Genomic DNA, 24533 nt, shown 5'->3' on the forward strand with positions numbered 1-24533 from the left:
AACAATAATATTACCAGGAACGGCCTTCCAAACCCGCACTTTCCAAATCAGAGGCTTCAGGTATTCTCATTTCAAAGGTATCCTCAATTACAGCATAATCATAATAACCCATTCTAGCAATTGGTCTGATTTTTTTAATATCAAGTTTGCCATCAGGTGTAATAAATTCATCTTTGATATGAATTTTCATAACTTGTGCGTAGACAATATCAATTGTACCAACTTCTGAACTGCCAGGAATATGATGTGTTGCAATATATTTACACTCAAAGTGACATGGGCTTTCTGCAATCATAGGAACATCACTTAAGTCTGCCTTAATAGTTGTTAAACCTGCTCGCTCAATTTCACTTTCACCATAAGGGAGAGCCATTGATGAGATATTCATTGCTTCACGCAAATCCCAAGTTGCCATATTCCATACAAACCAACCTGTTTTTTCAGCATTAATCACTGTATCTTTTTTTCTACCATCAGGATATTGATTGGCAGCAAACATGACCATTGGAGGATCAAAAGTTAAATTTTGCCATTGGCTGTAGGGAGCCAAATTCTCAACACCTTCCGGGCTAATTGATGATAGCCAACCTATAGGACGTGGTACTGTACAGCTTTTGAAGGGAGAGAATGGCAACGGGCATTTCTCTATATCAGGCATATATTTCATAACAAACTCCATATTGTTCAGTGCAATTTACATACAGGGACAGGCACCCTTACTACTAAATCATTGCACAATAAATCTAGCAGCATTCTTAATAATTATTCAAACATCGGCAACTTTAATCCATAATTTTTGGCAGTTTCAATGGCAAGCTCATAGCCAGCATCGGCATGGCGCATCACACCACTGCCACAGTCATTCACGAGCACATTGGCTAAGCGCGCGGCGGCTTCATCCGTACCGTCAGCGACAATCACCATGCCAGAATGCTGAGAGTAACCCATGCCGACACCCCCGCCATGGTGCAAAGACACCCAAGTGGCGCCACCTGCCACATTCAGCATACCATTTAACAAAGCCCAGTCAGACACCGCATCCGTGCCGTCTTTCATCGATTCGGTTTCTCGGTTGGGGCTTGCCACAGAACCCGTATCTAGGTGATCTCGACCAATGACGATCGGACCTTTTAGTTCGCCGTTTTTCACCATTTCATTAAACGCCAAGCCTGCTTTGTCTCGCTCGCCAAGACCAAGCCAGCAGATACGCGCCGGCAAGCCCTGAAAATGAATGCGATCTTTTGCCATATCCAGCCAGTTATGCACATGCTGATTATCAGGGAACAGCTCTTTGATCTTTTGGTCAGTCTTGTAAATGTCTTCTGGATCGCCAGACAATGCAACCCAGCGAAATGGACCTTTACCTTGACAAAATAACGGACGGATATAAGCAGGGACAAAGCCAGGGAAATCAAAGGCATTTTTCACCCCTTCATCAAAGGCGACTTGACGAATATTATTACCATAGTCAGTGGCAGGCACGCCCATGGCTTGCAGATCGAGCATGGCTTGTACATGCACCGCACACGACTTGGCAGCTGCTTGGGTCAATTTTTCGTGTTGGCTTGGATCGGCTTGTGCCGCCTTCCACTCATCGACCGTCCAGCCGATTGGCAAATAGCCATTGATCAAATCGTGGGCAGATGTTTGGTCGGTGACAAAGTCAGGCTTAAAGTGTTTGTTGTCACCAGCGTTTTTGGCGCGCTCAACAATTTGTGGCAAAATTTCGGCGGCATTACCAAGTAAGGCAATCGATACCGCTTCGCCTTTGTCGGTATGCTCTTTGATGAGCTCATAAGCGTGGTCAAGGTCACGAGCTTGCTTATCCACATAGCCTGTGCGCAAGCGAAAATCAATGCTGGATTGCTGGCATTCGATATTCAGTGACACAGCCCCTGCAAAGGTCGCCGCCAGCGGCTGAGCGCCGCCCATACCACCAAGCCCTGCGGTCAAAATCCAGCGACCCTTCCAATTATCAGTGCTTTTATCTTGACCATGACCAAAATGCTGTCGTCCTGCTTCAGCAAAGGTCTCATAAGTGCCCTGCACAATCCCTTGTGTGCCAATATAAATCCAGCTGCCTGCGGTCATCTGCCCATACATAAACAAATCTTTGCGGTCAAGCTCATTAAAATGCTCCCACGTCGCCCAGCGTGGCACAAGGTTTGAGTTGGCGATCAGTACACGCGGCGCATTCGCATGCGTATTAAACACGCCCACAGGTTTGCCAGATTGGATCAGCAAGGTTTGGTTATCTTCAAGTTCGGTGAGTGTCTCCAAGATTTTGTCATAACACTCCCAGTTGCGTGCAGCACGCCCAATGCCACCGTACACCACAAGGCTTTGGGGATTTTCGGCAACATCAGGATGTAGGTTATTTTGGATCATGCGATATGGCGCTTCGGTCAGCCAGCTTTTGCAAGTCAAGCTTGTGCCTGTGGGCGCTTGGATGACACGGCTGGTGTCAGTGCGAGTGAATTTGGTCATAATAATATCCTTTTTACTAGAATTTAACTTGATAAAAATGGCGTTAAGTTGTATATACTAATAATAGCAAATAATAATTGTCTATGCAAATTATTTTTTAAATTTTAAACGCAAAAAAAATACCGTCATCATCAGATAACGGTATTTTGGATGGTTATGATATCTTAGCTAAGCTGAGCGACGTCGATTTTGTCAGCTTTACCAGTATAGTCAGCCATCTGATCAAAGTTCAGATAGTTATATACCTCTGCTTGCATATTATCAAGCTTGCCTGCATATTTTTGATATTCTTCAACTGTTGGCAGCTTACCGATAACCGCTGCTACAGACGCAAGCTCTGCAGACGCCAAGTAAACATTAGCGCCTTGACCTAAGCGGTTCGGGAAGTTACGTGTCGAAGTTGAAACCGCTGTTGAGTTTGGAGCGATACGCGCTTGGTTACCCATACAAAGCGAGCAGCCTGGCATTTCTGTACGTGCACCGGCTTGAGCGTAAGTATTATAGTAGCCTTCATCCATCAACTGGCGCTCATCCATCTTAGTTGGTGGCGCAATCCACATACGAGTCGTCAAGCTACCTGCTGGTACTTCTGATAGAAGCTTACCTGCAGCACGGAAGTGACCGATGTTAGTCATACATGAGCCGATGAATACTTCATCAACCTTATCGCCTGCCACTTCAGACAATAGCTTAGCATCATCTGGGTCATTTGGGCAGCACAAGATCGGCTCTTTGATTTCAGATAGATCGATCTCGTAAACTTTAGCGTATTCAGCATCTGGATCAGCTTTCATCAGGCTTGGGTTATCAAGCCATTTTTGCATGTTTTCAGCGCGGCGAGACAAGGTACGCGCATCACCGTAGCCTTCAGCGATCATCCACTTAAGCATGACAATGTTTGAGCGCAAGTATTCAGCGACTTTTTCTTCTGATACCGTGATGGCACAGCCTGCAGCTGAGCGTTCAGCTGAGGCATCAGACAGCTCAAATGCTTGCTCAACAGTCAGGTCATTTTCCATTTCGGTCAGATCAATCTCAAGGATACGACCTGAGAAAATGTTTTTCTTACCTTTTTTCTCAACCGTTAGATCGCCTTCTTGGATGGCATAGTAAGGAATGGCATGAACCAGATCACGCAAGGTGATGCCAGGCTGCATTTTACCTTTGAACTTAACCAACACAGACTCTGGCATATCCAATGGCATCACACCTGTCGCTGCCGCAAAGGCAACCAAGCCTGAACCCGCTGGGAATGAGATACCGATCGGGAAACGAGTATGAGAGTCACCGCCAGTACCCACAGTATCAGGCAGTAGCATACGGTTTAGCCATGAGTGGATGACGCCGTCACCTGGACGCAAGCTCACACCACCACGATTCATGATAAAGTCAGGCAAGGTATGATGCGTGACAACATCAATCGGCTTAGGATAAGCGGCGGTATGACAGAAAGACTGCATCACTAGGTCAGATGAAAAGCCCAAGCAAGCCAAATCTTTCAGCTCATCACGAGTCATTGGACCTGTGGTATCTTGCGAGCCAACTGTTGTCATCTTAGGTTCGCAATAGGTGCCTGGGCGGATACCTTGACCTTCTGGCAAACCGCAAGCGCGACCGACCATTTTTTGTGCCAAAGTAAAGCCCTTACCTGTATCAGCAGGTTGATCTGGGGTGCGGAACAAGGTAGAAGGCTCTAGACCCAATGATTCACGAGCTTTGGTCGTCAAGCTGCGACCGATAATTAGGTTAATACGACCACCAGCACGCACTTCGTCTAACAGCACAGGCGTTTTAAGTGGTGATTCAGCGATTTGCTGACCCTCTTTAAAAGCAGTCACTACAGCGGTTTCGTGATTGATTTTCAGGGTAACTTCATCACCCATGTTCATCTCGGTAACATCAATCTCAACAGGCAGTGCACCTGCATCTTCCATGGTATTAAAGAAAATTGGAGCAATTTTTCCGCCTAAGCACACGCCGCCATCTTTTTTATTTGGAATGTGAGGGATTTCATCACCAAAGAACCATAGCACTGAGTTGGTTGCAGATTTACGGCTTGAGCCTGTACCCACAACATCACCTACATACGCCACAGGATTGCCTTTAGCAATCAAGTCTTTGATCTGGGTAAGCGGACCTACAACACCTGGCTGCTCAGGCTCAATGCCATCACGCTCATTTTTTAGCATGGCGTTGGCGTGCAATGGAATGTCAGGACGGCTCCAAGCATCTTGTGCAGGTGATAGATCGTCAGTGTTGGTTTCGCCAGTCACTTTAAATACAGTGATGGTGATTTCTTCTGGTACTTCAGGACGGCTAGTGAACCACTCAGCCTCTGCCCATGATTCTAGCACGGCTTTGGCGTTGGCATTACCTGCTTTGGCTTTTTCTTCGACATCATGGAAAGCATCAAAAACCAACAAGGTTTTTTTGAGTGCTTCAGCTGCCAAGCCGCCCAACTCTTCATTATCAAGCAATTCTACCAGTGGCGCAACATTATAACCGCCCAGCATAGTGCCCAATAGATACACGGCACGCTCTTTTGAGATCAGAGGAGAGGTGGTCTCACCTTTTGCAATGGCAGATAAAAACGCAGCTTTGACATAAGCGGCTTGGTCAACGCCTGCTGGAACGCGATTTTCAAGCAAGTCCACCAAATAGTCTTCTTCGCCTGCTGGTGGATTTTTTAGCAGCTCAACCAAATCGGCAGTTTGTACATCAGTCAATGGCTGTGGTGGCACGCCTAATGCTGCACGCTCTTCAACATGAGCTCTATATTGTTCTAACATAGCATATCCTCTTTTAAACTAAACAATCTTAATCGGTGCTTGTAAGTCGATGACTGATCATTATACTTACAAGTGCCTAAAGATAACCTTACTTGTTTTTGAACATAAACAAGTGTTACTTTTCCACTTATAATAATAGCCCAAAACCGCGATAATTACAAAATATATCCCAAGATAATCGACATTTATTTAAAAAATATCCCATTAAATTAATAAATATGTCTAAACATCTGATACAGTACTGTAGATTTGATGGATGATGTATCTTTAAGGCGACACCTTATTACTATTAAACTGGTGATGCGGCTTGCAATATCATATTGATGACCAAGCAATTCATTTTTAATAAATTTTTATTGTATATTGATAAATGGTGTGGCAAAATGAGCACTTTTAATTTTTTGGATAAGTTTATGAAGGCACAGCAAGGTTTTACCCTGATAGAGCTGATGATTGTCGTATTGATTATTGGCGTTTTGGCGATGTTTGCCATACCTCAATATCAAAAGCATACCATTACCGCTCAAGTTAATCGTGTGATGATGGAAACCAGTCAGCTGCGCGCTGCTGTTGAGATGTGCTTGCTTCAAGGTCTCAACGCTGAAAATTGTAAGGCAGATACAATAAATAGTGACTTGATGCAAGACAACAAGCCAACTGTTACTTTACCAAATGAAGGCAATACTGAAAGCACCATTAAAGCTGTTTTTAGTGGTAACGCCGCCAGCGCCCTACATAATAAACAGCTAATCTGGAAGCATTCATCTGAAAAAGGTTGGATATGCGAAACCGATGTAGATGATGATTTTAGACCAAAAGGCTGTGAACTAAGCACTACGACATCTCAAGCAACTCCAGGACTTAATTAAGCAAATAAAAATCCCCAAGCCTGAACTTGGGGATTTTTGGATATGGTAGAGAGCAGATTATTCTGCGTCTTTACGCGCACCCAATTTTTCTTTGATACGCGCAGATTTACCTGAACGCTCACGCAAGTAGTACAATTTGGCACGGCGAACATCACCACGACGCTTCACTTCGATGCTAGCGATCAATGGTGAATGTAGTTGGAATGCACGCTCAACACCAACACCGCTTGAGATTTTGCGAACGGTGAATGCAGAGTTTAGACCGCGATTACGCTTAGCGATGACAACGCCTTCAAAAGCCTGTAAACGCTCACGATCGCCTTCACGAACCTTCACTTGAACAACAACAGTGTCGCCTGGTGCGAAAGCTGGGTGGTCTTTTAGTTGTGCATTTTCAACAACTTGTACTAAAGGATGTTTGTTACTCACAAGATTTCTCCTGATAATCATGGCAGAGGCTAAAACTTTTTTGCTAATGCAATGGTTAAAAAGTCGCATACCATCGTTAATAAAGCGGCATCACGCGCGCTGTCTCTGAACCATACAGATTTAATTAATCTTCCAAGTCTTTTAGCCACTTGGCTTGCTGTTTATTGGGTGTAAAGTTTTTCCAAAGCTCTGGGCGACGTGCCTTAGTACGCTTAACTTGTTCTAAAAACCGCCATTTGGCAATATTGGCATGATGCCCAGAAAGTAAGACAGATGGCACCGCTTCGCCATGAAACTCAAGTGGCTTAGTATAATGAGGGCAATCCAAAAGCCCATCCACAAAAGAGTCTTGCTCAGCCGACAGATCATCACCCATGACCTTAGGTAGTCGACGAATCACGCTGTCCATCAAGACCATGGCAGGCAGCTCACCGCCCGTTAGCACATAGTCGCCAATGGAGATTTCTTTGTCCACATAGCGCGCAATGAGCCGCTCATCAATCCCCTCATACCGACCGCATAACAATATCATGCCATCCAAGCTTGGCATGCTAGCCACCAAAGGCTCGCTCAAAGTCTCTCCTTGAGGTGAGAGATATACCACAGGGCATTGACCATTGTGGATGTCACAGCCTGCCTGCTTAGCCAAATCTTGAGCATGTATGATCGCTTTTTCAAGTGGCTCTGCCATCATGACCATACCAGGACCACCGCCAAATGGGCGTTCATCAATCCGACGGTAATTATCGGTGGTAAAATCCCTTGGATTAATCACATGGATAACCACTTGTTCATTTTTGACCGCGCGACCTACCACGCCAAAGTCTTTGATGGCGCTAAACATCTCTGGCAGAATACTGATCACCGCAAAAAACACAGCAGCCACCCCAAATGCTGATCAGTTTCAATCCCCAAAAAGGATTAAAACGACAAATAATTAATAATCAGATCCCCAAGCGACAAGCATGGTTTTATTAGGTAGATCAACCAAGAGCACCACATCACTATGCCAAGGAATCAAGCGTGCCTCATCATCAATGCTTTGAGGGGTTGGCTTTAGCGAGATAATTTCGTGCGCACCCGTCTCAAACATCTCTTTGATGATGCCAAGATTTTCACCTTGTTCATTAATGACGGTAAGCCCGATCAAATCCGACCAGTAATACTCATCTTCCTCAAGCTTAGGAAAGCTGTCTTTAGAAACCCAAATGGTTGCACCATTCATGGTTTCAGCGACATTACGATCAGTAATCTCATGAAAACAAGCCACCAACCCCTGACCTTGCACACGCCAATCTTTCACGGTGATCGGCTTAAAGCCTGTGGCAGTTTTCATCCACCAAGGCTGCATCTCAAAGATACTGTCTCTTTGATCCGTCTCACTAAAAACCCAAAGCCAACCTTTGATACCGTAAGGCTTTTTTAAAGTGGCAATCTTAACCAGTTCTGAAGCCTCAGGGGCGACGGTTTTAGAAGAGTTTGCTTTTATAGTCAAGGTGGTGATCGCTTACTGTAAAATTGTGATAATAAATAACACAAAACGGTTTACGCTCCCATGAACGCAAACCGTAAAATCAAAGCGCGATTAAGCTGCTTTGTTCAATGCTTTAACAATTGAAGCAACACGCTCAGTTGGCTGTGCACCTTTAGCAATCCACGCATTGTAAGCTTCTAGATCAATGCGAGTTTCAACTTCTTGACCACGTGCCATTGGGTTGAAAAAACCAATCTTTTCGATAAAACGACCATCGCGTGAAGCGCGCTTATCGGCAACAACAACTTGATAGAATGGACGCTTTTTTGAACCGCCACGAGCTAGACGAATAACTACCATGATAACTCTCTTTTGTAAAATAAAAATCTAAAAATCATTTGCAAGAATTAGAGCATGATACAGATTCGATAAAGATGAGGATGAGCCGTTCGAACCTGAACCACTAAAAGCGTAATTATAGCAAGAAATTACTCAAGTTAAAAGCAAAAAATGAATTTTTACAAAAATTTGCTCAAAAAGCTCAGCTCAAGCTGTGCTAAAATAACTTTGGGAAAATCACAGGCTGCTCACCATGAATAAAACTTTTCGACTTTTTTTATCCAAATTGCATTATAAGCTGTATTCTAACACCTTGCAAACCTTGATTATGGTGTGTTTTATTGTGTTTGTCAGTGTGACGCTATCCATATGGTTGTTTTGGCGCAGCCTATATTTGCCTGAGCTAAAAAACCATGCCAGTTATTTATCAACAGAGATCAAATTATTAACTTCCATTGAAGATGATTGGCAAAATAACCCTGAGTTTATGCACTGGCTAAAAAGCAATACGCACATTGAGATTGTTAATACCCCAAGTGATTTTCCTGATATCAATGATAAACCCGTCGTGACTCGCCTGACTGACATCATGGCAGAAGAAATATCAAGGTCGCTTGGTCGAGAAGTTAAGGTGTATTTTAAGTTCAAACCCACGCCAAAGCTTTGGATTCATGATAGCGCCCATCCTGATATCTGGATTCGAGAGCCGATGATGCACTACTCTCAGTACAGTACCGGCGTTATTTTTGGATTTTTGTTTGGCATTCCTTTGCTGACAATTTTTACCATTTGGGTATTGGTGCGGGGGCTCAATCGTCCGCTCAAAAAACTTGAGCGAGCGGCTAATGACTATATCACCCATGGGCACGCGACCACCCTACCTACCCAAAAAGGACCCAACGAAATTCGCAAAGCCAATACGGCATTTAATCGGCTGTTTACCACACTCAATCAAGCTCAAAAAGAACGTACAATTATGCTTGCAGGGATCAGTCATGATCTGCGCACGCCTTTAACTCGTATGCGATTGACTGCTGAGATGCTGCCAGATGAGTTTTTTCGTGAAGGACTGGTTTATGATATTGAAGATATGGACGCCATTTTAGAGCAATTCATATCTTTTATGAAAGATGGCTCAGATGAGCCTGTCAAGCCAACCAATTTGGATGCCATATTCAAAGAAATCATGGTGCAGTTTGATGGCGTGTCGTTCTTATATGAATCTACAGTGACTCAATCGGTTCCTGTCAGACCCCTGTCAATCAAGCGCCTCATTGTCAATTTGGTCAATAACGCCATTCGCTATGGGGAGCCGCCGATACATCTGATGGCCACTATCACACCGCCACCTCAAGACCCTCAAAACGAGAGCATCTTTGATCTCTATCCGACGCTGATTTTATGCGTCAAAGATGAAGGCGAGGGTGTGGCAGAAGATCAGCTTGAGCGGATCATGCAGCCTTTTGAGCGCGGTGAGTCTGCTCGCACCACACAAGGTAGCGGTCTGGGATTAGCGATTGTCAGCCGTATTGCTCATCTTCATCAAGGCGTGGTTGAGGCCATCAATCACCCCAATGGCGGATTGCAAGTTTGTGTCAAAATCCCTTTGATGACTCAAATTAATGATGCATCAAGCGAGGATATTGACGCTGCGCCAGTCAATCCAGCGTAGTGCCTTTTTGATGGATGGTTTTTTCTACTCTGTCTTGGGTTAGCTCATCGGCTGCGACCACGACGCCCACTTGTTTAACAGGCCATGTCATGATAAATCTTGCGCCATGTAAAGTTGGGCTTTCGTCTACCGATAGATTTGCATTGAACCAAAAAGCAATTCGGCTAACGATGGACAAGCCCAAGCCATATCCGCCCGATGCCCGAGTTCTGCTATCGTCCAATCTGGCAAATGGGATAAAGACTTTTTCACGATTTTCTTCTGCGATGCCATGCCCATCATCTTCAACGCTGATAAACGCTTCACCCTTGATAACGCCAGCGCTTAGCATGACAGTTGATTGCGCGTAGCGAAGCGCGTTACCCACCAAATTTTGAACCACGCGATGCAGATATCTACGATCAGCCATGGCAACCGCTTTAGCAGGTGGTAATTTACAAACAAGCTTGATAGGCTTACCCAAGGCATTGGTTTCACGCTCAATCTGCCCAATCAGATCGCGTAAATTTACCATTTCCCAATCAAGTTTCGGAGAACCTTCCTCAAGCTTAGCATAAGTCAAAATTTCATCAATCAGTTCATTCAATGACTCGATATCTTCATCAATAAACTTCTTTTGAAGCTGCCGAGAGTCTTCGTCGTCTGTATCAGCAAGCATATCGACAGCGAAGCGGATGCGTGCAACTGGTGTGCGTAATTCATGCGAAACGGCACGAGTCAATTCCCTTTGTGCCTCAATCAAACGCTTAATATGCGCAGTCATGGCATTAAATGTCATTGATAGTCTGGCAATGTCATCCTGCCCCACCACTTGAACTTTGGTATCAAGATTGCCTTGGGTTACCCGATTTACACCAAGCTGTAGCAGCTGAAGTCGTCTTTCTAAAGGGAAAATCAGCGCATACACACCAAGCGCGATCAACAGAACACAGATTAGCGCGACGCTTGCCAAAAGATTCAGCGGAAACCAATTAAATAAAGCCAAAGGACCGACCACGATCACCTCATCTTCAACTTCTGAAGCGACAATGAATGAGATGGTCGAATCTTGACCTCGAATCCCGTCTTGGTAAGAAATGACCAACTCATCCCGTTTTAATCTGGCAATTTGATCATGATCAAGACGCAAATTATTGATGGACTGCTGATATATCGGGTAGCTGAATTTTTCGCTCAGATATTCAAGGCGAGCTTTTTTTTGCTCATAGCCATGAAAATGAGACAGATCATCTAACAAAAAAATCGTCATTGCGCGCACTTGGCGCTCACCAACCTGAGACAATTTGACTGTTAAAACCTCGTCAGTACCCTCAAGATGATGGTAAAATGTCGATTGATTGGTGTGGGGATCATACCGTACGACAATTTTCGCCTCTTCAATGCGGCGCATTTCTCTGGCTTTAAATTCAACAGAATTCATGGGAATAATTTCAAAATTACTCCCAAACAAAGCACTGATGTCATTTAGCCAATAATTTTTTTGAGCTTCAGTTTCCTGGTGGATGGCGCCTTGACCAATCAAATAAAAAACGCCCGTTGCCACTGTTTCTCGGTAGGATTGGGCTCGCTCTTGGTTGATGGTATCTACCAATAGATACGCAAAAAAAGCAATAGATAAGCAGACAAGCAAAAGCCCTGCATAAATTCTAAAAAAGATACTTCTTTCTGTAAAACTAACCAAAGTCATATCAAACAGCGCCTGATAAAATGAAAGCCAGCAATAGCTGGCTTCACACGAATCACTCCGTCGAAACAAAATGCCATGAATTAATTGCCTTCTTTGACAAACAAATAGCCCTTGCTACGAACAGTTTTGATCCGCTTAGGATTTTCAGGATCATCGCCAATTTTCGGACGAATTCGAGAAATTCTAACATCAATAGAGCGATCTTGGCCATCGTATTCAATACCACGCAGACGCTCAAAGATATCTTCACGCGATAAAATTCGACCTGCATTAGATGCCAGCAACCATAATAGATCGTACTCAGCACTGGTAAAATCAACCAAATCATCATTCAAAGTGACAGAGCGGCCACCGTTATCAATTACCAGATCACCAAATTCTAAGCGCTGCGGAGAGGTCTCAGATGGTACAGTATCAGAACGGCGCAATAAAGCACGAATACGCGCTAATAGCACACGTGGCTGAGCTGGTTTTGCAACATAATCGTCCGCACCCATCTCAAGTCCTAATACTTGGTCCATGTCATCAGTTCGTGCAGTCAGCATCAAGATAGGCTGCTGATAGTGCGCGCGCACTTCACGGCAAACTGTTAGGCCATCACTTCCAGGCAGCATGACATCTAACACAACCAAATCAGGCTGCTCACTGATAATGCGACGAATGGCGCGAGTGCCATCTGTCTCAATGGCTACATCAAGCCCATTTTTTCGCAAATAATCTTGCGTAAGTATCGCCAATCTTTCATCGTCTTCGACGATTAAGATTCGGGGCATATCTTCTTTTTCAGGGGTAGCAGTCATAATTATCCTAAAGTGATGTCGTCACCACAATAACCTAAACAACCTAAACTGATTTTATTTTATCACAATTTAATCATATAAATCGCGCATTAAGCACGATTTTTATATTTTTGAATGGTTTGTAGCTGAGCTACCGATTCTGCCAATGCAGCCAATGCAGCATTTGTTTGCAGGGTATCTGTTTGATTAACAAGCATCTGCTCAGCAGCACGACGAGCCTCAGCGATTTTAGCTTCATCTAAATCATGTGCGCGTTCTGCAGAGTCAGCCAACACTGTAACTAAATGAGGCTGCACTTCAAGCACGCCACCCGACACATAAACCACTTCTTCGCTTGATCCGTCGGCAGATTTCATACGCATAGGACCTGGTTTTAGCAAAGTAATGAATGGTGTATGGCCTGCCAAAATGCCAATCTCGCCAGAGTGACCATTTGCAATCAACATGCTAATGTCACCAACATATAACTCTTCTCTAGCACTCACAACTCGGCACTTAAAAGTTGCCATATCATTCTCCCAATAGATCAGCAGTCGTTAGATCATGCCACAGCCAGATCCCTATCTGACTGTGGCTGCAAAAGTTTATGCTTTAAGCTTTTCAGCTTTTGCAACAACTTCATCAATACCGCCAACCATGTAGAATGCTTGCTCTGGCAGATCATCATACTCACCTTCAATGATCGCTTTAAAGCCAGCAATAGTATCACGAAGTGCCACATATTTACCTGGCGCGCCAGTAAAGACTTCAGCAACATGGAATGGCTGAGACAAGAAGCGCTGGATCTTACGAGCGCGATAAACCACAAGCTTATCTTCTTCTGACAACTCATCCATACCCAAAATTGCGATGATATCTTTTAGCTCTTTATAACGCTGTAAAACTTCCTGTACGCCACGAGCGACTGCATAGTGCTCTTCGCCAATGACCTGTGGATCTAGCTGACGTGAAGTAGAATCAAGTGGGTCTACGGCAGGATAGATACCTTGTGATGCGATGTCACGGCTTAGTACAACAGTTGCGTCTAAGTGAGCAAATGTCGTTGCTGGTGATGGGTCAGTCAAGTCATCCGCTGGTACATAAACCGCTTGAACAGAAGTGATCGAACCTGATTGGGTAGATGTAATACGCTCTTGTAGCAAACCCATTTCTTCTGCAAGGGTTGGCTGATAACCTACAGCTGACGGCATACGACCCAATAGTGCTGATACTTCGGTACCCGCCAAGGTATAACGATAAATATTATCTACGAAAAGTAGAACGTCACGACCTTTACCAGTTGCTTCGTCTTTTTCATCACGGAAATATTCAGCCATTGTCAGACCAGTCAAAGCAACGCGCAAACGGTTTCCTGGCGGCTCATTCATCTGACCATAAACCATGGCTACTTTAGACTTTGTAAAGTCATCAGTATTAACAACGCCCGCTTCTTGCATCTCGTGGTAGAAGTCATTACCTTCGCGAGTACGCTCACCCACACCAGCAAATACTGACAAGCCCGAGTGTTTAAGAGCGATGTTGTTGATTAGCTCCATCATGTTAACGGTCTTACCAACACCCGCACCGCCGAACAAACCAACTTTACCACCTTTAGCAAATGGGCAAAGCAAATCAATCACCTTGATACCTGTTTCTAACAGTTCGGTTGAGTTTGATTGTTCATCATAGCTTGGTGCTTCACGGTGAATAGACCATTTTTCAGCAGCGTTTACTGGACCGGCTTCATCGATTGGGCGACCCAAAACATCCATAATACGACCAAGCGTAGCTTGACCTACTGGCACCGAAATTGGCGCACCTGAGTTAGAAACCGACAAGCCGCGCTTCAAGCCTTCAGTTGAACCCATAGCAATGGTACGAACCACGCCATCACCCAATTGTTGTTGCACTTCAAGTGTAGTTTCTGTACCATCGACACTCAATGCGTCATAAATTTGTGGTACTTGACCACGGTCAAATTCAACGTCAATAACCGCGCCAATAATCTGTACAATACGACCGCTCATTGCGTTCTCCTATTATCTAAAATTAGTCAATTAAGAAACAGCGGCAGCACCGCCAACGATTTCCGAGATTTCTCGTGTAATCGCCGCTTGACGCAGCTTGTTATAAACCAACTGTAATTCTTTAATTAAGTTACCAGCATTATCTGTCGCCGCCTTCATTGCTACCATACGAGCCGACTGTTCGGAGGCAACGTTTTCACGAACGGACTGGTAGACCACAGATTCAATATAGCGTAGGAGCAAGCTATCAATGAGCGTTTTAGTATCCGGCTCATAAATATAATCCCAACTGTGCGCCTGAAGCTCACTGTCATTAAACTCGCCCTCTGCCAATGGTACAATTTGATCAACTACTGGTTTTTGCGCCATGGCGTTGATAAACTGGTTATACACCAAGTAAATGCGATCTAATTTTCCATTCAAGTAGTCATCAAGCATGGCTTGAACTGGCGTGTTGATTTGCTCAAGTGAGGGATTGTCACCATAATCAGTTACAGCTGAGGTTACTCTACCACCAAAGTTCTTAAAAAAGCCTACGCCTTTTGCGCCTATCACTGCAAATTCAATTTCAACTGACTGCTCTTGATAGCTTTTGACTGTTTTTAACAAGTTTTTGAATAGGTTGATGTTCAAACCACCTGCCAGACCACGGTCAGAAGTTACAACCACAAAACCAACACGATTGACCGGACGGTTAACCATATAGGGATGCTTATAATCTGATTGCGCTTGCACTAAATGTGAAATGACACGGCGCATACCGTCCGAATACGGACGACCCGATTCCATTCGCTCTTGGGCACGGCGCATCTTACTGGCAGCCACCATCTGCATTGCACGCGTAATTTTTTGCGTACTTTTAATGCTGGTTACTTTAGCACGAATTTCTTTTAAGCTTGCCATAATTATTCCAATACTGGACTTATTATAAAAAGGGTTATGGTGCGTTAAAACAAACCCTTAACACACCATATTTCTTTGCTACAATCAGTAGCTTGCTGATGCCTTGAATGACTCAACCGCAGCTTTTAGACGACCTTCGATGTCATCGTTATAGTTGGCAGTTTCATCAATTTCATTCATCAATGCAGCGTGTTCTGTGCGAAGATAGCGCAAGAAAGCTTCTTCAAACGCACCAATCTTCTCTACAGGCACATCAGACAGATAGCCTTCGTTTGATGCATAAATAACTGCTGCTTGATCAGCAATAGACATAGGTGCATATTGCTTTTGCTTCATCAGCTCAGTAACACGTACACCATGCTCTAGCTGCTGCTTAGTAGCATCATCTAGATCCGAGGCAAACTGAGCAAACGCAGCAAGTTCACGATATTGAGCAAGTGCTGTACGAATACCGCCTGATAGCTTTTTGATAATCTTCGTTTGAGCTGCACCACCAACACGAGATACTGAAATACCTGCGTTGACCGCTGGGCGAATACCTGAGTTAAACAAGTTTGACTCAAGGAAAATCTGACCATCAGTAATAGAAATAACGTTCGTTGGTACGAATGCTGATACGTCACCAGCTTGAGTTTCAATGATTGGCAATGCTGTCAAAGATCCAGTTTTACCTTTTACTTCACCATTAGTAAATGCTTCGACATAATCTGCATTAACTCTTGACGCACGCTCTAGAAGGCGTGAGTGTAGATAAAATACGTCGCCTGGATAAGCTTCACGTCCAGGTGGACGGCGTAGCAGCAAGGAAATCTGACGATAAGCTACAGCTTGTTTTGATAGATCATCATAAACAATCAGTGCATCTTCACCACGATCACGGAAGTACTCACCCATCGTACAACCTGAGTAAGGTGCGATATACTGAAGCGCTGCTGGCTCAGATGCAGAAGCAACCACAACGGTTGTATAAGCCAATGCGCCTGTTTCTTCCAGCTTACGTACGACGTTAGCAATGGTAGAACGTTTTTGGCCAACCGCAACATACACACACTTAATGCCTGAGTTTTTCTGAGCGATGATCGCATCGATTGCCAAGGCAGTTTTACCAGTTTGACGGTCGCCAATGATCAGCTCACGCTGACCACGACCGATAGGAATCATGGTATCTACTGCTTTATAGCCAGTCATTACAGGCTCATCAACAGATTGACGAGCAATAACACCTGGTGCAATTTTTTCGACTTTATCAGTCAATTTTGCATTAATTGGACCTTTACCATCGATTGGGTTGCCCAGCGCATCGACGACACGACCTAATAGTTCAGGACCTACTGGTACTTCCAAAATACGACCTGTGCAATATGCTTTTTGACCTTCTTGCAAGCTAAGATATTCACCCAGTACAACTGCACCGACTGAATCTTGTTCAAGGTTAAGTGCCATACCGTACACACCACCTTCAAACTCGATCATCTCGCCATACATAGCTTCTTCTAGGCCATGGATTTGCACAATACCATCAGAGACACTGACGATAACGCCTTCAGTTTTTGCAGTTGCGCTTACGTCAAGGTCTTGAATACGCTGCTTAATCAGATTGCTGATTTCGGCTGGATTCAATTGTTGCATTGCCTTGTTTCCTTTGATTTAGACAGCTCACTACTTACGCAGTTAGCTGAGTCTTTAATTGTTTTAACTTGCCACGCACTGAGCCATCAGTAAACTTGTCACCCACCTTGATCGTAGCTCCACCCAACAAGCTTGGGTCTACAGATTCATGCAAAATAACGATAGAACCTGTTGAGAGCGCTAATCGCTCTTGAAGCTGCTTACTTTGAGCTTCGGTTAGTGGAAAGGCTGAAGTTACGTAAGCATCAACCTGTTTAAGCTCTTGTGATTTTAGCTTGGTGTAATGAGCATTGATCTCAGGCATCAGTGCCAATCTGTCATGCTCTGCCAACTGTTTTGTAAAGTTGGCCAACGCTTGAGATGCTTGCTCTGCTGTTAATTTGCCATAGGCATCCATCAGAATATCTGCTTTTTGTTGTGCAGAAATGGCTGGATTGTTAAGCAGTGAAGCAAAATCTTCATTGCGTACAACATCGCTTGCAATCGACAAAAAGGCTTCCCAATTGCTGATTGCATTATGCTCTTTAGCGTAATCAAATGCTGCTTTGGCATATGGTCTAGCTAAGGTAGTAAGTTCAGCCATGATATCCTCTAATTACAGCTTAGCCGCCAACTGTTCAAGCATGCTGGCGTGTTCTTGTTCATTGATTTTGTCTTGCAAAATCTTTTCAGCACCGAGTACAGCAAGACTAGCCACTTGTGAGCGTAGTTGTTCACGAGTCTGGGCAGCTTCTTGCTCTACAGCTGCATGAGCTGCAGCGATGATGCGCTCGCCTTCAAGACGGGCTTGTTCTTTGGCATCTTCAATCATTTGGTTGGCGGTTTTATTCGCACGCTCAATGATAGATGCAGCTTCAGTCTTAGCAGCTGCAAATTCCGCTTCTACTTGCTTTTCAGCAGAAACCAAATCCGCTTTTGCTTTTTCTGCGGCATTTAAGCCTTCTTCGATTTTACGTTGACGCTCATTAATCGCGCCGATCAGTGGTGGCCATACAAACTTCATGCAAAATAGCACAAAGATTGCAAAAGCAATCAGCTGACCGAAAATGGTTAAATTGATCATCCAATCACCTCGTTGTTAGTGAAAGTCAGGTGATGCCCACCTTTGTTTCTAAGACCCAAAGGTGGTCGTTAAACTGACGGTTTCAGCTTATGCGAATGGGTTGGCGAACAATAGAAGCATTGCGATACCAACACCGATCATTGGTACGGCGTCAAGCAGACCTGCAACGATGAACATTTTGGTCTGTAGTTGTGAACCAAGCTCTGGTTGACGAGCAGTGCTTTCTAGGAATTTGCCGCCTAGGATAGCAAAACCGATACCTGTTGCTAGTGCGCCTGCACCGATTAGTAGAGCGACTGCAAGTAGTGTGATCTGTGCGATTGCTGGATCCATGATGTCTCCTTATGACCTAAAATCAAGGGTTATTAAAAAAGGTTGAAATTAATGTTCGGATTCTGCTGAGATTAACGATAAGTATACAATCGTCAACATCATAAACACGAACGCCTGAAGAGTAATAACTAGAATATGGAAGATTGCCCAAGGCACACTCAGCGCCCACTGAATCCAGAATGGCATCAGTGCAATCAAGATGAAAATTAGCTCACCTGCGTACATATTACCGAATAGACGCAGACCCAATGAAATAGGTTTTGCTAATAAGGTAACAATTTCAAGTACTAGGTTAATCGGGATTAAGATAGCTTGCAAAATTGGATTTTTTGCACTAAACGGATGCAAGGTAAATTCTGCAATAAAGCCACCAACGCCTTTATATTTCAAACCAAAGCCAATGATTAGGAAAAATACGCCAATCGCCATACCCAAAGTGATATTCGGATCTGTGGTTGGTACAATTTTGAAATATACATGATGTGGATCATGACCCATTAATGAACCGATCCATTGAGCTGTGGTTGGAATCCAGTCAATAGGCACCAAGTCCATCAAGTTCATCAAAAAAATCCACACAAAAATCGTCAATGACAGCGGTGCTATCAGCTTTGATGGACCATTGTAAGATTCGCGAACACTGTTGTCTACGAAATCAACAATCATCTCAATAAAAGCTTGTAGCTTAGTTGGAACGCCTGAAGTCGCTTTACGACCAACCGCCCAAAAAAGCGCCAAAAAGAAAATACCCAAACCAATAGACCAAAGCATGGAATCCACGTGGATCGCCATAAATCCCATCTGCTGAGCTTCAGCGGCGTCATAAGCCACTTTCCAGCCTAATTCAGGGTGGCGTCCAAATGTCCAGTTGGTCAAATGGTGAGCAATATATTCTGTAGATGTCTGTTCGGCTGCCATAATAAGCTTCTTATTTTTAACTCAAAAAAGAAAAATTGGTGATAAACGCCAAATCAAAAAACGAAGTTACCATTTAACTCTTTTCAATCCATTGTTAGCAGCTTGGTTGATCAATAGTTCATCAACCGTACTTCCCTTGTCCATTACTTCCGACAAAATCCATACTTTTGCATTGATTTAAAAAATCAATGAATTTCATAACTGCTTATGAAATCCATAACAATAAATTGCACTTGTAACTAACAGAGTATCTTACTTTAGTGTTGGCAATATGTAAAGAGCAAATCGCCATTTTATTGCCGAAATTTTGCAAATTTATGGGAAAATTGCATAATTTTATGATTTTCTTAAGCATAAATAATTTGTTATCAAACTATTTTCAAGAGTTTTATCAATGATAGCTAATATTACTACTATATTAAAATAATCTAATGTTTCACAAAAGCTACAGATAAATTACTCAATTGCCATCTTGGGCGCCATGACTCATCTAGGATGATTGATTGATAATTCTGATACAAATGATGCAAGTAGGGATTTGATGGAGAATCATTTCATCTTTATGAGTGCCAAATTTTGGCTGAGAATCAAGATGATATACCCCACAATCACTGACGCTGCGCTGATTGGCTGAATCTTTAAAAATACAAAGGCAAATAAAACCAAGGTGACCGCCCATTTGATGGCAAAGCCCAAATAAGTATTAAGCATGATTTGGCGTGAGTGCTTAGCACCTACGGTATGATAAGCGATTCGAGTAAAAATCGATTGACCAATAAAAGCAATCAAAGCGCCGATCGACAGACCTTTGGCGATCAGCCTATCGGCATCTGCCATCACATAGCTTAGCACCAAGCCAAAGATCATGACGCCCAAAACTGCCCAAATTTGGCGCATTTGGGCTTTATAGATGGCAGATTTTTTATTACGTTGGGCAGGACGGCTCATAATCTTAAAGATGTTGGTTGAAAGGCTTGATTATAAAGAGCCGCCTTCTGCTAAGCAAGAATTATTTAATGCCAGCACATTTTTGGAGCGCATCCACCTGTGCTAGCCACGCACTGACAAAATCCTCGCCCATCCCACTCATGTCTTCTTGGATGACAGCCACGCTCACATTGCCAAGCTTATTTTTAATGCCATCTGAGACCACCCCTTGAGACGCAAGGCACATGGACGGCTGCGGTCTTGTTTCATTCAGTCGCTTAAATTGACTGGCTTTTGGATTGAGATGATGGTCAGGCGTCAGCGCCCCTGCAAATTTCAGCCCTGCCGCCTGTTCGATGTACTGAAACGCATCATGATACGCCCAATAAGGTGTCATGCCATTCACCTGCACGCTTTGAGCAGCCTCATCCATGCGCCGTTCAAAATCTGCCGCATTTTGGGCATATTTGGCTTTATATTCTGGGTTGGCATGACCGTGCACTACAGCCAATGCACGCACGATGGCTTTGGCATTTTCTGGATCAAGCCAAATATGCGCATCTTCTGAATCTGGTTTTTGGCTGCCGTCAATATTTCTTAAGGGCAGACGATGAAAGGCATTAAATTGCAGCAATGAAATTGCATTAGGCGCATCTGCCAGTGTTTTCACCAAATTTTGCTCAAGCGATTCCCCAAACCAAATGACATAATCACTGTCTTCAACCAGTTTGACTTTACTGGGTGACAGCGAGCCATGATGCCCCACATCTCCAGCGCTCAGCAGCACTTCGGCATCGTGCTGACCTTGGGTCACTTCATGACTTAAGAGCGCAAGCGGATAATTGCTGACACTGACCACGCCAGCCATCGCAGAGACTGAAAAAATCGCAGTAATAGGCAAGGCAATCACCGCTTTTAAAGATCGATATAGCATAGAGTTTTTAAACAGCGTTAGTGTTTTGAATGTCATCATTAATAAGCATCCCAAATTCTAAAAACGATTCAATTATAGCACAGCTGATATCAAAATGTTATTTTATAACATGAAATCTGCCATTAAAAGTGTTAGATAACATCTTGGTTTTATTTGAAATATGACCTGAAATGATGGTCTTCATTGACAATTACTGCTATAATATAACTGATAAAGTTAAAGTCAATCAACAGTCAAATTGATAAATTTATGGACGAAATCAATTTGCTGGGGTGGTTGGCTTATTTTATACCTATTGATCGGATATGATTTACGATTATTGACTTTACGCCTAATTTTAAAAGGTTATTATGCATTCAGCTCATCATCATTGCCATAGCCATCATCATAGCGGCTATCATCAAAATCCCGAGCAGCGCTTGGCTGATGCTAAAGCCTACTGCGCCAAACGCGGAGCTAGATTTACACCGCTGCGCGAAGAAGTGTTTAGGCTGATTTTGCAGGCAGACAAACCGATGGGGGCATATGACCTGATCAGCGCACTTCAGCAAAGCCGCTTGTCTGATGTCAATGCAAAAAAAACCAATATTGCACCGCCGACCGTATATCGCTCATTGGAGTTTTTGATTGAAGAAGGTTTGATTCATCAGCTTAGCTCCATGAATGCGTATGTGCCTTGCTGTCATCCCAGAGATCAACATGCAGCAGCGTTTTTGATCTGCCAACAGTGTCAAAAAGTGGAAGAATGCAGCAATCTTCCTGTTGATAGCATGATGAATTTTGCTGCTAAAGATGCAGGGTTTTTGGTTGAGCGCAGCATCATAGAACTCAAAGGCATCTGCCGTGACTGCCGCAGCAAGTTATAACACCCCCCTTATCTTACAGTTAGACCAAGTCAGCTATCGTGTGAGTGATGGCGATTTGGTCAGTGGTGTCAGCATGAGTATTCATGCAGGCGAGATGATCAGCTTGATCGGTCCAAATGGTGCAGGCAAGTCCACTTTGGTTAAGCTTATTTTAGGTTTATTGACGCCTACTAAAGGTAAAATTACCAAAAAAGTGCATCATATCAGCTATGTGCCGCAGCGCTTTAATGTACCAACCATCCTGCCCTTACGCGTCATCGATTTACTTAGACAAGCCAATCCAAAGCGATTAACTCAAGCTCAAAAAGATGACATTTTTGACAAGCTGTCCATTACATCTTTATTACCCAAACAGATGCATCATTTATCAGGTGGTGAGACACAGCGCGTACTACTTGCCCGTGCTTTATTGGATAAGCCTGAACTCTTAATCCTTGATGAGCCCATGCAAGGGCTGGATCCCGAAAGCGAAAGCTGGCTGTATCAGTTTTTGGATCAGCTGCCTGACTTTTTACAGTGTGCGATGCTTGTGGTGTCACACGATTTACACTGGGTCATGAAAGGCTCTCGCCGCGTCATCTGCTTAAATAAGCACATCTGCTGTCAAGGCGTACCAAGTCAAATTGCGATCGCGCCTGAATTTGTGCAGCTTTTTGGTTATCAAGCACCTTATATACATCAACACACCCACTGCGATCACCATCTGGATCATGAGCATCTTGAGAGCGGTCATAAACATCGAGATACCGCATGAGTGACTGGCTACCAATTATCGCACCTGCTTGGATCGCTGGTGTATTGATTGCATTATTATCCGCGCCCTTAGGCTGCTTGGTCTTATGGCGGCGTATGGCTTTTTTTTCGGACACCTTGGCGCATGGTGCACTGCTTGGCGTGGCGCTCGCCGTATGGCTAAAACTGCCTGCCGATTTGGGCATTGGTATGATTAGCATTGCCGTCATCATCGCCTTAACGCTGCTCAAAGATAAAAGACTGCCCAATGACGCCACTTTGGCAGTACTGGCGTCCACACTGCTTTGTTTGGGACTGCTGACGCTCACTCAGCTGACTCAGCAGCAAGCCAATGTGCTTGGATTTTTGTTTGGTAGCTTGCTTGATATTGATTGGTCGGATTTACCAAGGCTTGGCGCGCTGATTGCAATCGGTTTGATCATTTTAAAACTCATCTGGCAGTCTCAAGTCAAACTGGCAACTTCTGAAGCACTGGCTCAAATTCAGGGCATCAATCCTATGCATCAGCACCTATTTTTTATGGGGCTTTTGGCGGGCTTTTGTGCTGTAGCGCTGCAGGCAGTTGGCAGCTTATTAATCAGCGGACTGTTGATCTTACCCGCCTTGATCGCCCGTCTGTTTGCACGATCACCAACGATGATGGTATTTTTATCGATCGTATTTGCTCAAATTGCTGTTACCGCAGGGGTATGGGGAAGTGTGTGGCTTGATATTCAAACAGGCTTATCAATCGTACTGATGCTTGCCATTGGCTTTTTTGCCACCTTTGCCTGCAAAAAAATATTGAGCAAATATGCCTAACATCACCGACAATCACAGTTTTAAGATCATTCAATTATCCGATCTTCATCTGACAGGTAGAATTGGTCAAGCGCCCAGTTATCAGCGTTTTTTGGAAGTTTTTGGGGCAGTAAAGCACCTAAACCCAGATTTATGGCTTTTGACAGGCGATTTGGTGAATGACGGCAATAGCAATGCCTATGACTGGCTGTTTGATCAGCTGCAAGCAACCAAAGCACCCTATTTGGCTGTCGCTGGCAATCATGATGTGACCCACGAAATTGGCATTCATTTGGCGCACCACGAGCGGATACATGTTCCGATTTTGCCCGATCAGCGCCTAAAAAACTGCTATCGATATACTTTTCAAGCAGGGCATCATTGGCAGCTTTTATTACTCAACTCCAGCGTGCCAGGTGAAATATTTGGCGCGTTAGATGATCAAACTTTGTTATGGCTTGATCAAACATTAGCCACTCACCCTGAACACACCCTCATCGCCCTACACCACCATCCCACAAAGGTTGGTTCAGCTTGGATAGACGACTATCTACTCCAAAATCATCAAGATTTTTGGCGTGTGATTAAAAAGCACGCTCATGTTCACACGATTTTGTGTGGGCATGTGCACCAAGTCCACACTCTAAAGCCACTACTTGCGCACCAAGTTCAGCTTCTTAGCTGCCCCTCGACAGACCGTCAATTCATGCCTTTTGTCGATGATTTTCAAATTGCTAACACGCCTGCCGGCTGCCGCGTGATACAGATTGATAACACAGATACGATATCAAGTTACATCCAAATGGTGCAAAATACGCGCTAATTTGTCTTAATGATTGCAAATTAATATTAGCTATTTTAATCATCTTTTGATA

General features: G+C 44.0%; 24 protein-coding genes and 1 pseudogene. 6 read left to right on the forward strand and 19 right to left on the reverse strand.

The genetic code is table 11. The features are described from left to right. Positions 1–10: 10 nt before the first annotated feature. From B0180_RS01520 to B0180_RS01530, 3 genes are all read right to left on the reverse strand, one after another. The gene (locus B0180_RS01520; protein ID WP_078255354.1) at positions 11–667 is read right to left on the reverse strand and encodes a flavin reductase family protein; all 657 of its coding nucleotides are present in this window, start codon (positions 665–667) and stop codon (positions 11–13) included. Between the two features lie 95 nt (positions 668–762). Next, on the reverse strand, positions 763–2487 hold the full coding sequence (gene hutU / locus B0180_RS01525) for a urocanate hydratase (protein WP_078255355.1): 1725 nt from the start codon (positions 2485–2487) through the stop codon (positions 763–765). 164 nt (positions 2488–2651) lie between these two features. After that, positions 2652–5276 (reverse strand): bifunctional aconitate hydratase 2/2-methylisocitrate dehydratase, encoded by a 2625-nt coding sequence (locus tag B0180_RS01530; protein ID WP_078255356.1) that lies wholly within the window; start codon positions 5274–5276, stop codon positions 2652–2654. Positions 5277–5689: 413 nt separating this feature from the next. Here B0180_RS01530 and B0180_RS01535 point away from each other — a divergent pair, with 413 nt between their 5' ends. Next, on the forward strand, positions 5690–6145 hold the full coding sequence (locus tag B0180_RS01535) for a pilin (protein ID WP_078255447.1): 456 nt from the start codon (positions 5690–5692) through the stop codon (positions 6143–6145). A 57-nt stretch (positions 6146–6202) separates the two neighbouring features. Here B0180_RS01535 and rplS read toward each other — a convergent pair whose 3' ends face one another. The 4 genes from rplS to rpsP all read right to left on the reverse strand — a co-directional run bounded on the left by rplS (position 6203) and on the right by rpsP (position 8408). Then, the gene (rplS, locus tag B0180_RS01540; protein ID WP_049236582.1) at positions 6203–6574 is read right to left on the reverse strand and encodes a 50S ribosomal protein L19; all 372 of its coding nucleotides are present in this window, start codon (positions 6572–6574) and stop codon (positions 6203–6205) included. 124 nt (positions 6575–6698) lie between these two features. Then, complete coding sequence (gene trmD / locus B0180_RS01545) at positions 6699–7451, reverse strand: tRNA (guanosine(37)-N1)-methyltransferase TrmD (RefSeq protein ID WP_078255448.1); 753 nt, start codon at positions 7449–7451, stop codon at positions 6699–6701. Positions 7452–7511: 60 nt separating this feature from the next. Then, positions 7512–8063 (reverse strand): ribosome maturation factor RimM, encoded by a 552-nt coding sequence (gene rimM / locus B0180_RS01550; RefSeq protein WP_078255449.1) that lies wholly within the window; start codon positions 8061–8063, stop codon positions 7512–7514. 96 nt (positions 8064–8159) lie between these two features. Further along, a complete protein-coding gene (gene rpsP / locus B0180_RS01555; RefSeq protein WP_049236583.1) occupies positions 8160–8408 on the reverse strand; it encodes a 30S ribosomal protein S16 in 249 nt (82 codons plus the stop codon). Positions 8409–8640: 232 nt separating this feature from the next. Between rpsP and B0180_RS01560 the strand changes: the two genes are divergently transcribed. Then, the gene (locus B0180_RS01560; RefSeq protein ID WP_078255357.1) at positions 8641–10059 is read left to right on the forward strand and encodes an ATP-binding protein; all 1419 of its coding nucleotides are present in this window, start codon (positions 8641–8643) and stop codon (positions 10057–10059) included. On the opposite strand, the gene B0180_RS01565 is transcribed toward B0180_RS01560, so the two are convergent. From B0180_RS01565 to B0180_RS01620, 12 genes are all read right to left on the reverse strand, one after another. Then, positions 10046–11746 carry an ATP-binding protein gene (locus B0180_RS01565; RefSeq protein WP_208609374.1) on the reverse strand — a complete coding sequence of 567 codons (1701 nt, stop codon included), beginning with the start codon at positions 11744–11746 and terminating at the stop codon, positions 10046–10048. The genes B0180_RS01560 and B0180_RS01565 overlap by 14 nt on opposite strands. A gap of 80 nt (positions 11747–11826) precedes the next feature. Then, entirely contained in the window at positions 11827–12519 is a 693-nt protein-coding gene (locus B0180_RS01570) for a response regulator (protein WP_420866050.1), read from the reverse strand. A gap of 116 nt (positions 12520–12635) precedes the next feature. After that, on the reverse strand, positions 12636–13055 hold the full coding sequence (locus tag B0180_RS01575; RefSeq protein WP_078255360.1) for a F0F1 ATP synthase subunit epsilon: 420 nt from the start codon (positions 13053–13055) through the stop codon (positions 12636–12638). A gap of 75 nt (positions 13056–13130) precedes the next feature. Then, complete coding sequence (gene atpD, locus B0180_RS01580) at positions 13131–14552, reverse strand: F0F1 ATP synthase subunit beta (RefSeq protein ID WP_049236593.1); 1422 nt, start codon at positions 14550–14552, stop codon at positions 13131–13133. Positions 14553–14582: 30 nt separating this feature from the next. Beyond that, entirely contained in the window at positions 14583–15455 is an 873-nt protein-coding gene (gene atpG / locus B0180_RS01585) for a F0F1 ATP synthase subunit gamma (protein ID WP_078255361.1), read from the reverse strand. Between the two features lie 84 nt (positions 15456–15539). Next, positions 15540–17084: a F0F1 ATP synthase subunit alpha gene (gene atpA, locus B0180_RS01590; RefSeq protein WP_049236596.1), complete on the reverse strand. Its 1545-nt coding sequence runs from the start codon at positions 17082–17084 to the stop codon at positions 15540–15542. 34 nt (positions 17085–17118) lie between these two features. Continuing rightward, on the reverse strand, positions 17119–17667 hold the full coding sequence (locus tag B0180_RS01595; RefSeq protein ID WP_078255362.1) for a F0F1 ATP synthase subunit delta: 549 nt from the start codon (positions 17665–17667) through the stop codon (positions 17119–17121). A gap of 12 nt (positions 17668–17679) precedes the next feature. Beyond that, positions 17680–18147, reverse strand: a complete 468-nt coding sequence (locus B0180_RS01600; protein WP_049236599.1) for a F0F1 ATP synthase subunit B — start codon at positions 18145–18147, stop codon at positions 17680–17682. Between the two features lie 87 nt (positions 18148–18234). Next, complete coding sequence (gene atpE / locus B0180_RS01605) at positions 18235–18480, reverse strand: F0F1 ATP synthase subunit C (RefSeq protein WP_078255363.1); 246 nt, start codon at positions 18478–18480, stop codon at positions 18235–18237. 48 nt (positions 18481–18528) lie between these two features. Further along, entirely contained in the window at positions 18529–19398 is an 870-nt protein-coding gene (gene atpB / locus B0180_RS01610; RefSeq protein WP_049236600.1) for a F0F1 ATP synthase subunit A, read from the reverse strand. Positions 19399–19947: 549 nt separating this feature from the next. After that, positions 19948–20346, reverse strand: coding sequence for an ATP synthase subunit I (locus tag B0180_RS01615; protein ID WP_078255364.1), 399 nt, complete (start codon positions 20344–20346; stop codon positions 19948–19950). A gap of 61 nt (positions 20347–20407) precedes the next feature. After that, complete coding sequence (locus B0180_RS01620) at positions 20408–21298, reverse strand: metal ABC transporter solute-binding protein, Zn/Mn family (protein WP_078255365.1); 891 nt, start codon at positions 21296–21298, stop codon at positions 20408–20410. Positions 21299–21609: 311 nt separating this feature from the next. Here B0180_RS01620 and B0180_RS01625 point away from each other — a divergent pair, with 311 nt between their 5' ends. From B0180_RS01625 to B0180_RS01640, 4 genes and pseudogenes are all read left to right on the forward strand, one after another. Beyond that, positions 21610–22125: a transcriptional repressor gene (locus B0180_RS01625; protein ID WP_078255366.1), complete on the forward strand. Its 516-nt coding sequence runs from the start codon at positions 21610–21612 to the stop codon at positions 22123–22125. Next, positions 22103–22879 (forward strand): metal ABC transporter ATP-binding protein, encoded by a 777-nt coding sequence (locus B0180_RS01630; RefSeq protein WP_078255367.1) that lies wholly within the window; start codon positions 22103–22105, stop codon positions 22877–22879. The genes B0180_RS01625 and B0180_RS01630 overlap by 23 nt, the downstream gene beginning before the upstream one ends. Further along, on the forward strand, positions 22876–23679 hold the full coding sequence (locus B0180_RS01635) for a metal ABC transporter permease (RefSeq protein WP_078255368.1): 804 nt from the start codon (positions 22876–22878) through the stop codon (positions 23677–23679). The genes B0180_RS01630 and B0180_RS01635 overlap by 4 nt, the downstream gene beginning before the upstream one ends. Beyond that, positions 23672–24531, forward strand: a pseudogene (locus B0180_RS01640) (metallophosphoesterase). The gene B0180_RS01635 and the pseudogene B0180_RS01640 overlap by 8 nt, the downstream one beginning before the upstream one ends. Positions 24532–24533: the final 2 nt, after the last annotated feature.

Origin of the sequence: Moraxella canis, assembly GCF_002014965.1 — a bacterium.
GTDB classification, from domain to species: domain Bacteria; phylum Pseudomonadota; class Gammaproteobacteria; order Pseudomonadales; family Moraxellaceae; genus Moraxella; species Moraxella canis.

Coding starts and splice junctions, on each gene's coding strand:
- B0180_RS01520 (WP_078255354.1), bottom strand. CDS start 667: ATGAAATATATGCCTGATATAGAGAAATGCCCGTTGCCATTCTCTCCC.
- hutU (WP_078255355.1), bottom strand. CDS start 2,487: ATGACCAAATTCACTCGCACTGACACCAGCCGTGTCATCCAAGCGCCC.
- B0180_RS01530 (WP_078255356.1), bottom strand. CDS start 5,276: ATGTTAGAACAATATAGAGCTCATGTTGAAGAGCGTGCAGCATTAGGC.
- B0180_RS01535 (WP_078255447.1), top strand. CDS start 5,690: ATGAAGGCACAGCAAGGTTTTACCCTGATAGAGCTGATGATTGTCGTA.
- rpsP (WP_049236583.1), bottom strand. CDS start 8,408: ATGGTAGTTATTCGTCTAGCTCGTGGCGGTTCAAAAAAGCGTCCATTC.
- B0180_RS01560 (WP_078255357.1), top strand. CDS start 8,641: ATGAATAAAACTTTTCGACTTTTTTTATCCAAATTGCATTATAAGCTG.
- B0180_RS01565 (WP_208609374.1), bottom strand. CDS start 11,746: ATGACTTTGGTTAGTTTTACAGAAAGAAGTATCTTTTTTAGAATTTAT.
- B0180_RS01570 (WP_420866050.1), bottom strand. CDS start 12,519: ATGCCCCGAATCTTAATCGTCGAAGACGATGAAAGATTGGCGATACTT.
- B0180_RS01575 (WP_078255360.1), bottom strand. CDS start 13,055: ATGGCAACTTTTAAGTGCCGAGTTGTGAGTGCTAGAGAAGAGTTATAT.
- atpD (WP_049236593.1), bottom strand. CDS start 14,552: ATGAGCGGTCGTATTGTACAGATTATTGGCGCGGTTATTGACGTTGAA.
- atpG (WP_078255361.1), bottom strand. CDS start 15,455: ATGGCAAGCTTAAAAGAAATTCGTGCTAAAGTAACCAGCATTAAAAGT.
- atpA (WP_049236596.1), bottom strand. CDS start 17,084: ATGCAACAATTGAATCCAGCCGAAATCAGCAATCTGATTAAGCAGCGT.
- B0180_RS01595 (WP_078255362.1), bottom strand. CDS start 17,667: ATGGCTGAACTTACTACCTTAGCTAGACCATATGCCAAAGCAGCATTT.
- B0180_RS01600 (WP_049236599.1), bottom strand. CDS start 18,147: ATGATCAATTTAACCATTTTCGGTCAGCTGATTGCTTTTGCAATCTTT.
- atpE (WP_078255363.1), bottom strand. CDS start 18,480: ATGGATCCAGCAATCGCACAGATCACACTACTTGCAGTCGCTCTACTA.
- atpB (WP_049236600.1), bottom strand. CDS start 19,398: ATGGCAGCCGAACAGACATCTACAGAATATATTGCTCACCATTTGACC.
- B0180_RS01615 (WP_078255364.1), bottom strand. CDS start 20,346: ATGAGCCGTCCTGCCCAACGTAATAAAAAATCTGCCATCTATAAAGCC.
- B0180_RS01620 (WP_078255365.1), bottom strand. CDS start 21,298: ATGATGACATTCAAAACACTAACGCTGTTTAAAAACTCTATGCTATAT.
- B0180_RS01625 (WP_078255366.1), top strand. CDS start 21,610: ATGCATTCAGCTCATCATCATTGCCATAGCCATCATCATAGCGGCTAT.
- B0180_RS01635 (WP_078255368.1), top strand. CDS start 22,876: ATGAGTGACTGGCTACCAATTATCGCACCTGCTTGGATCGCTGGTGTA.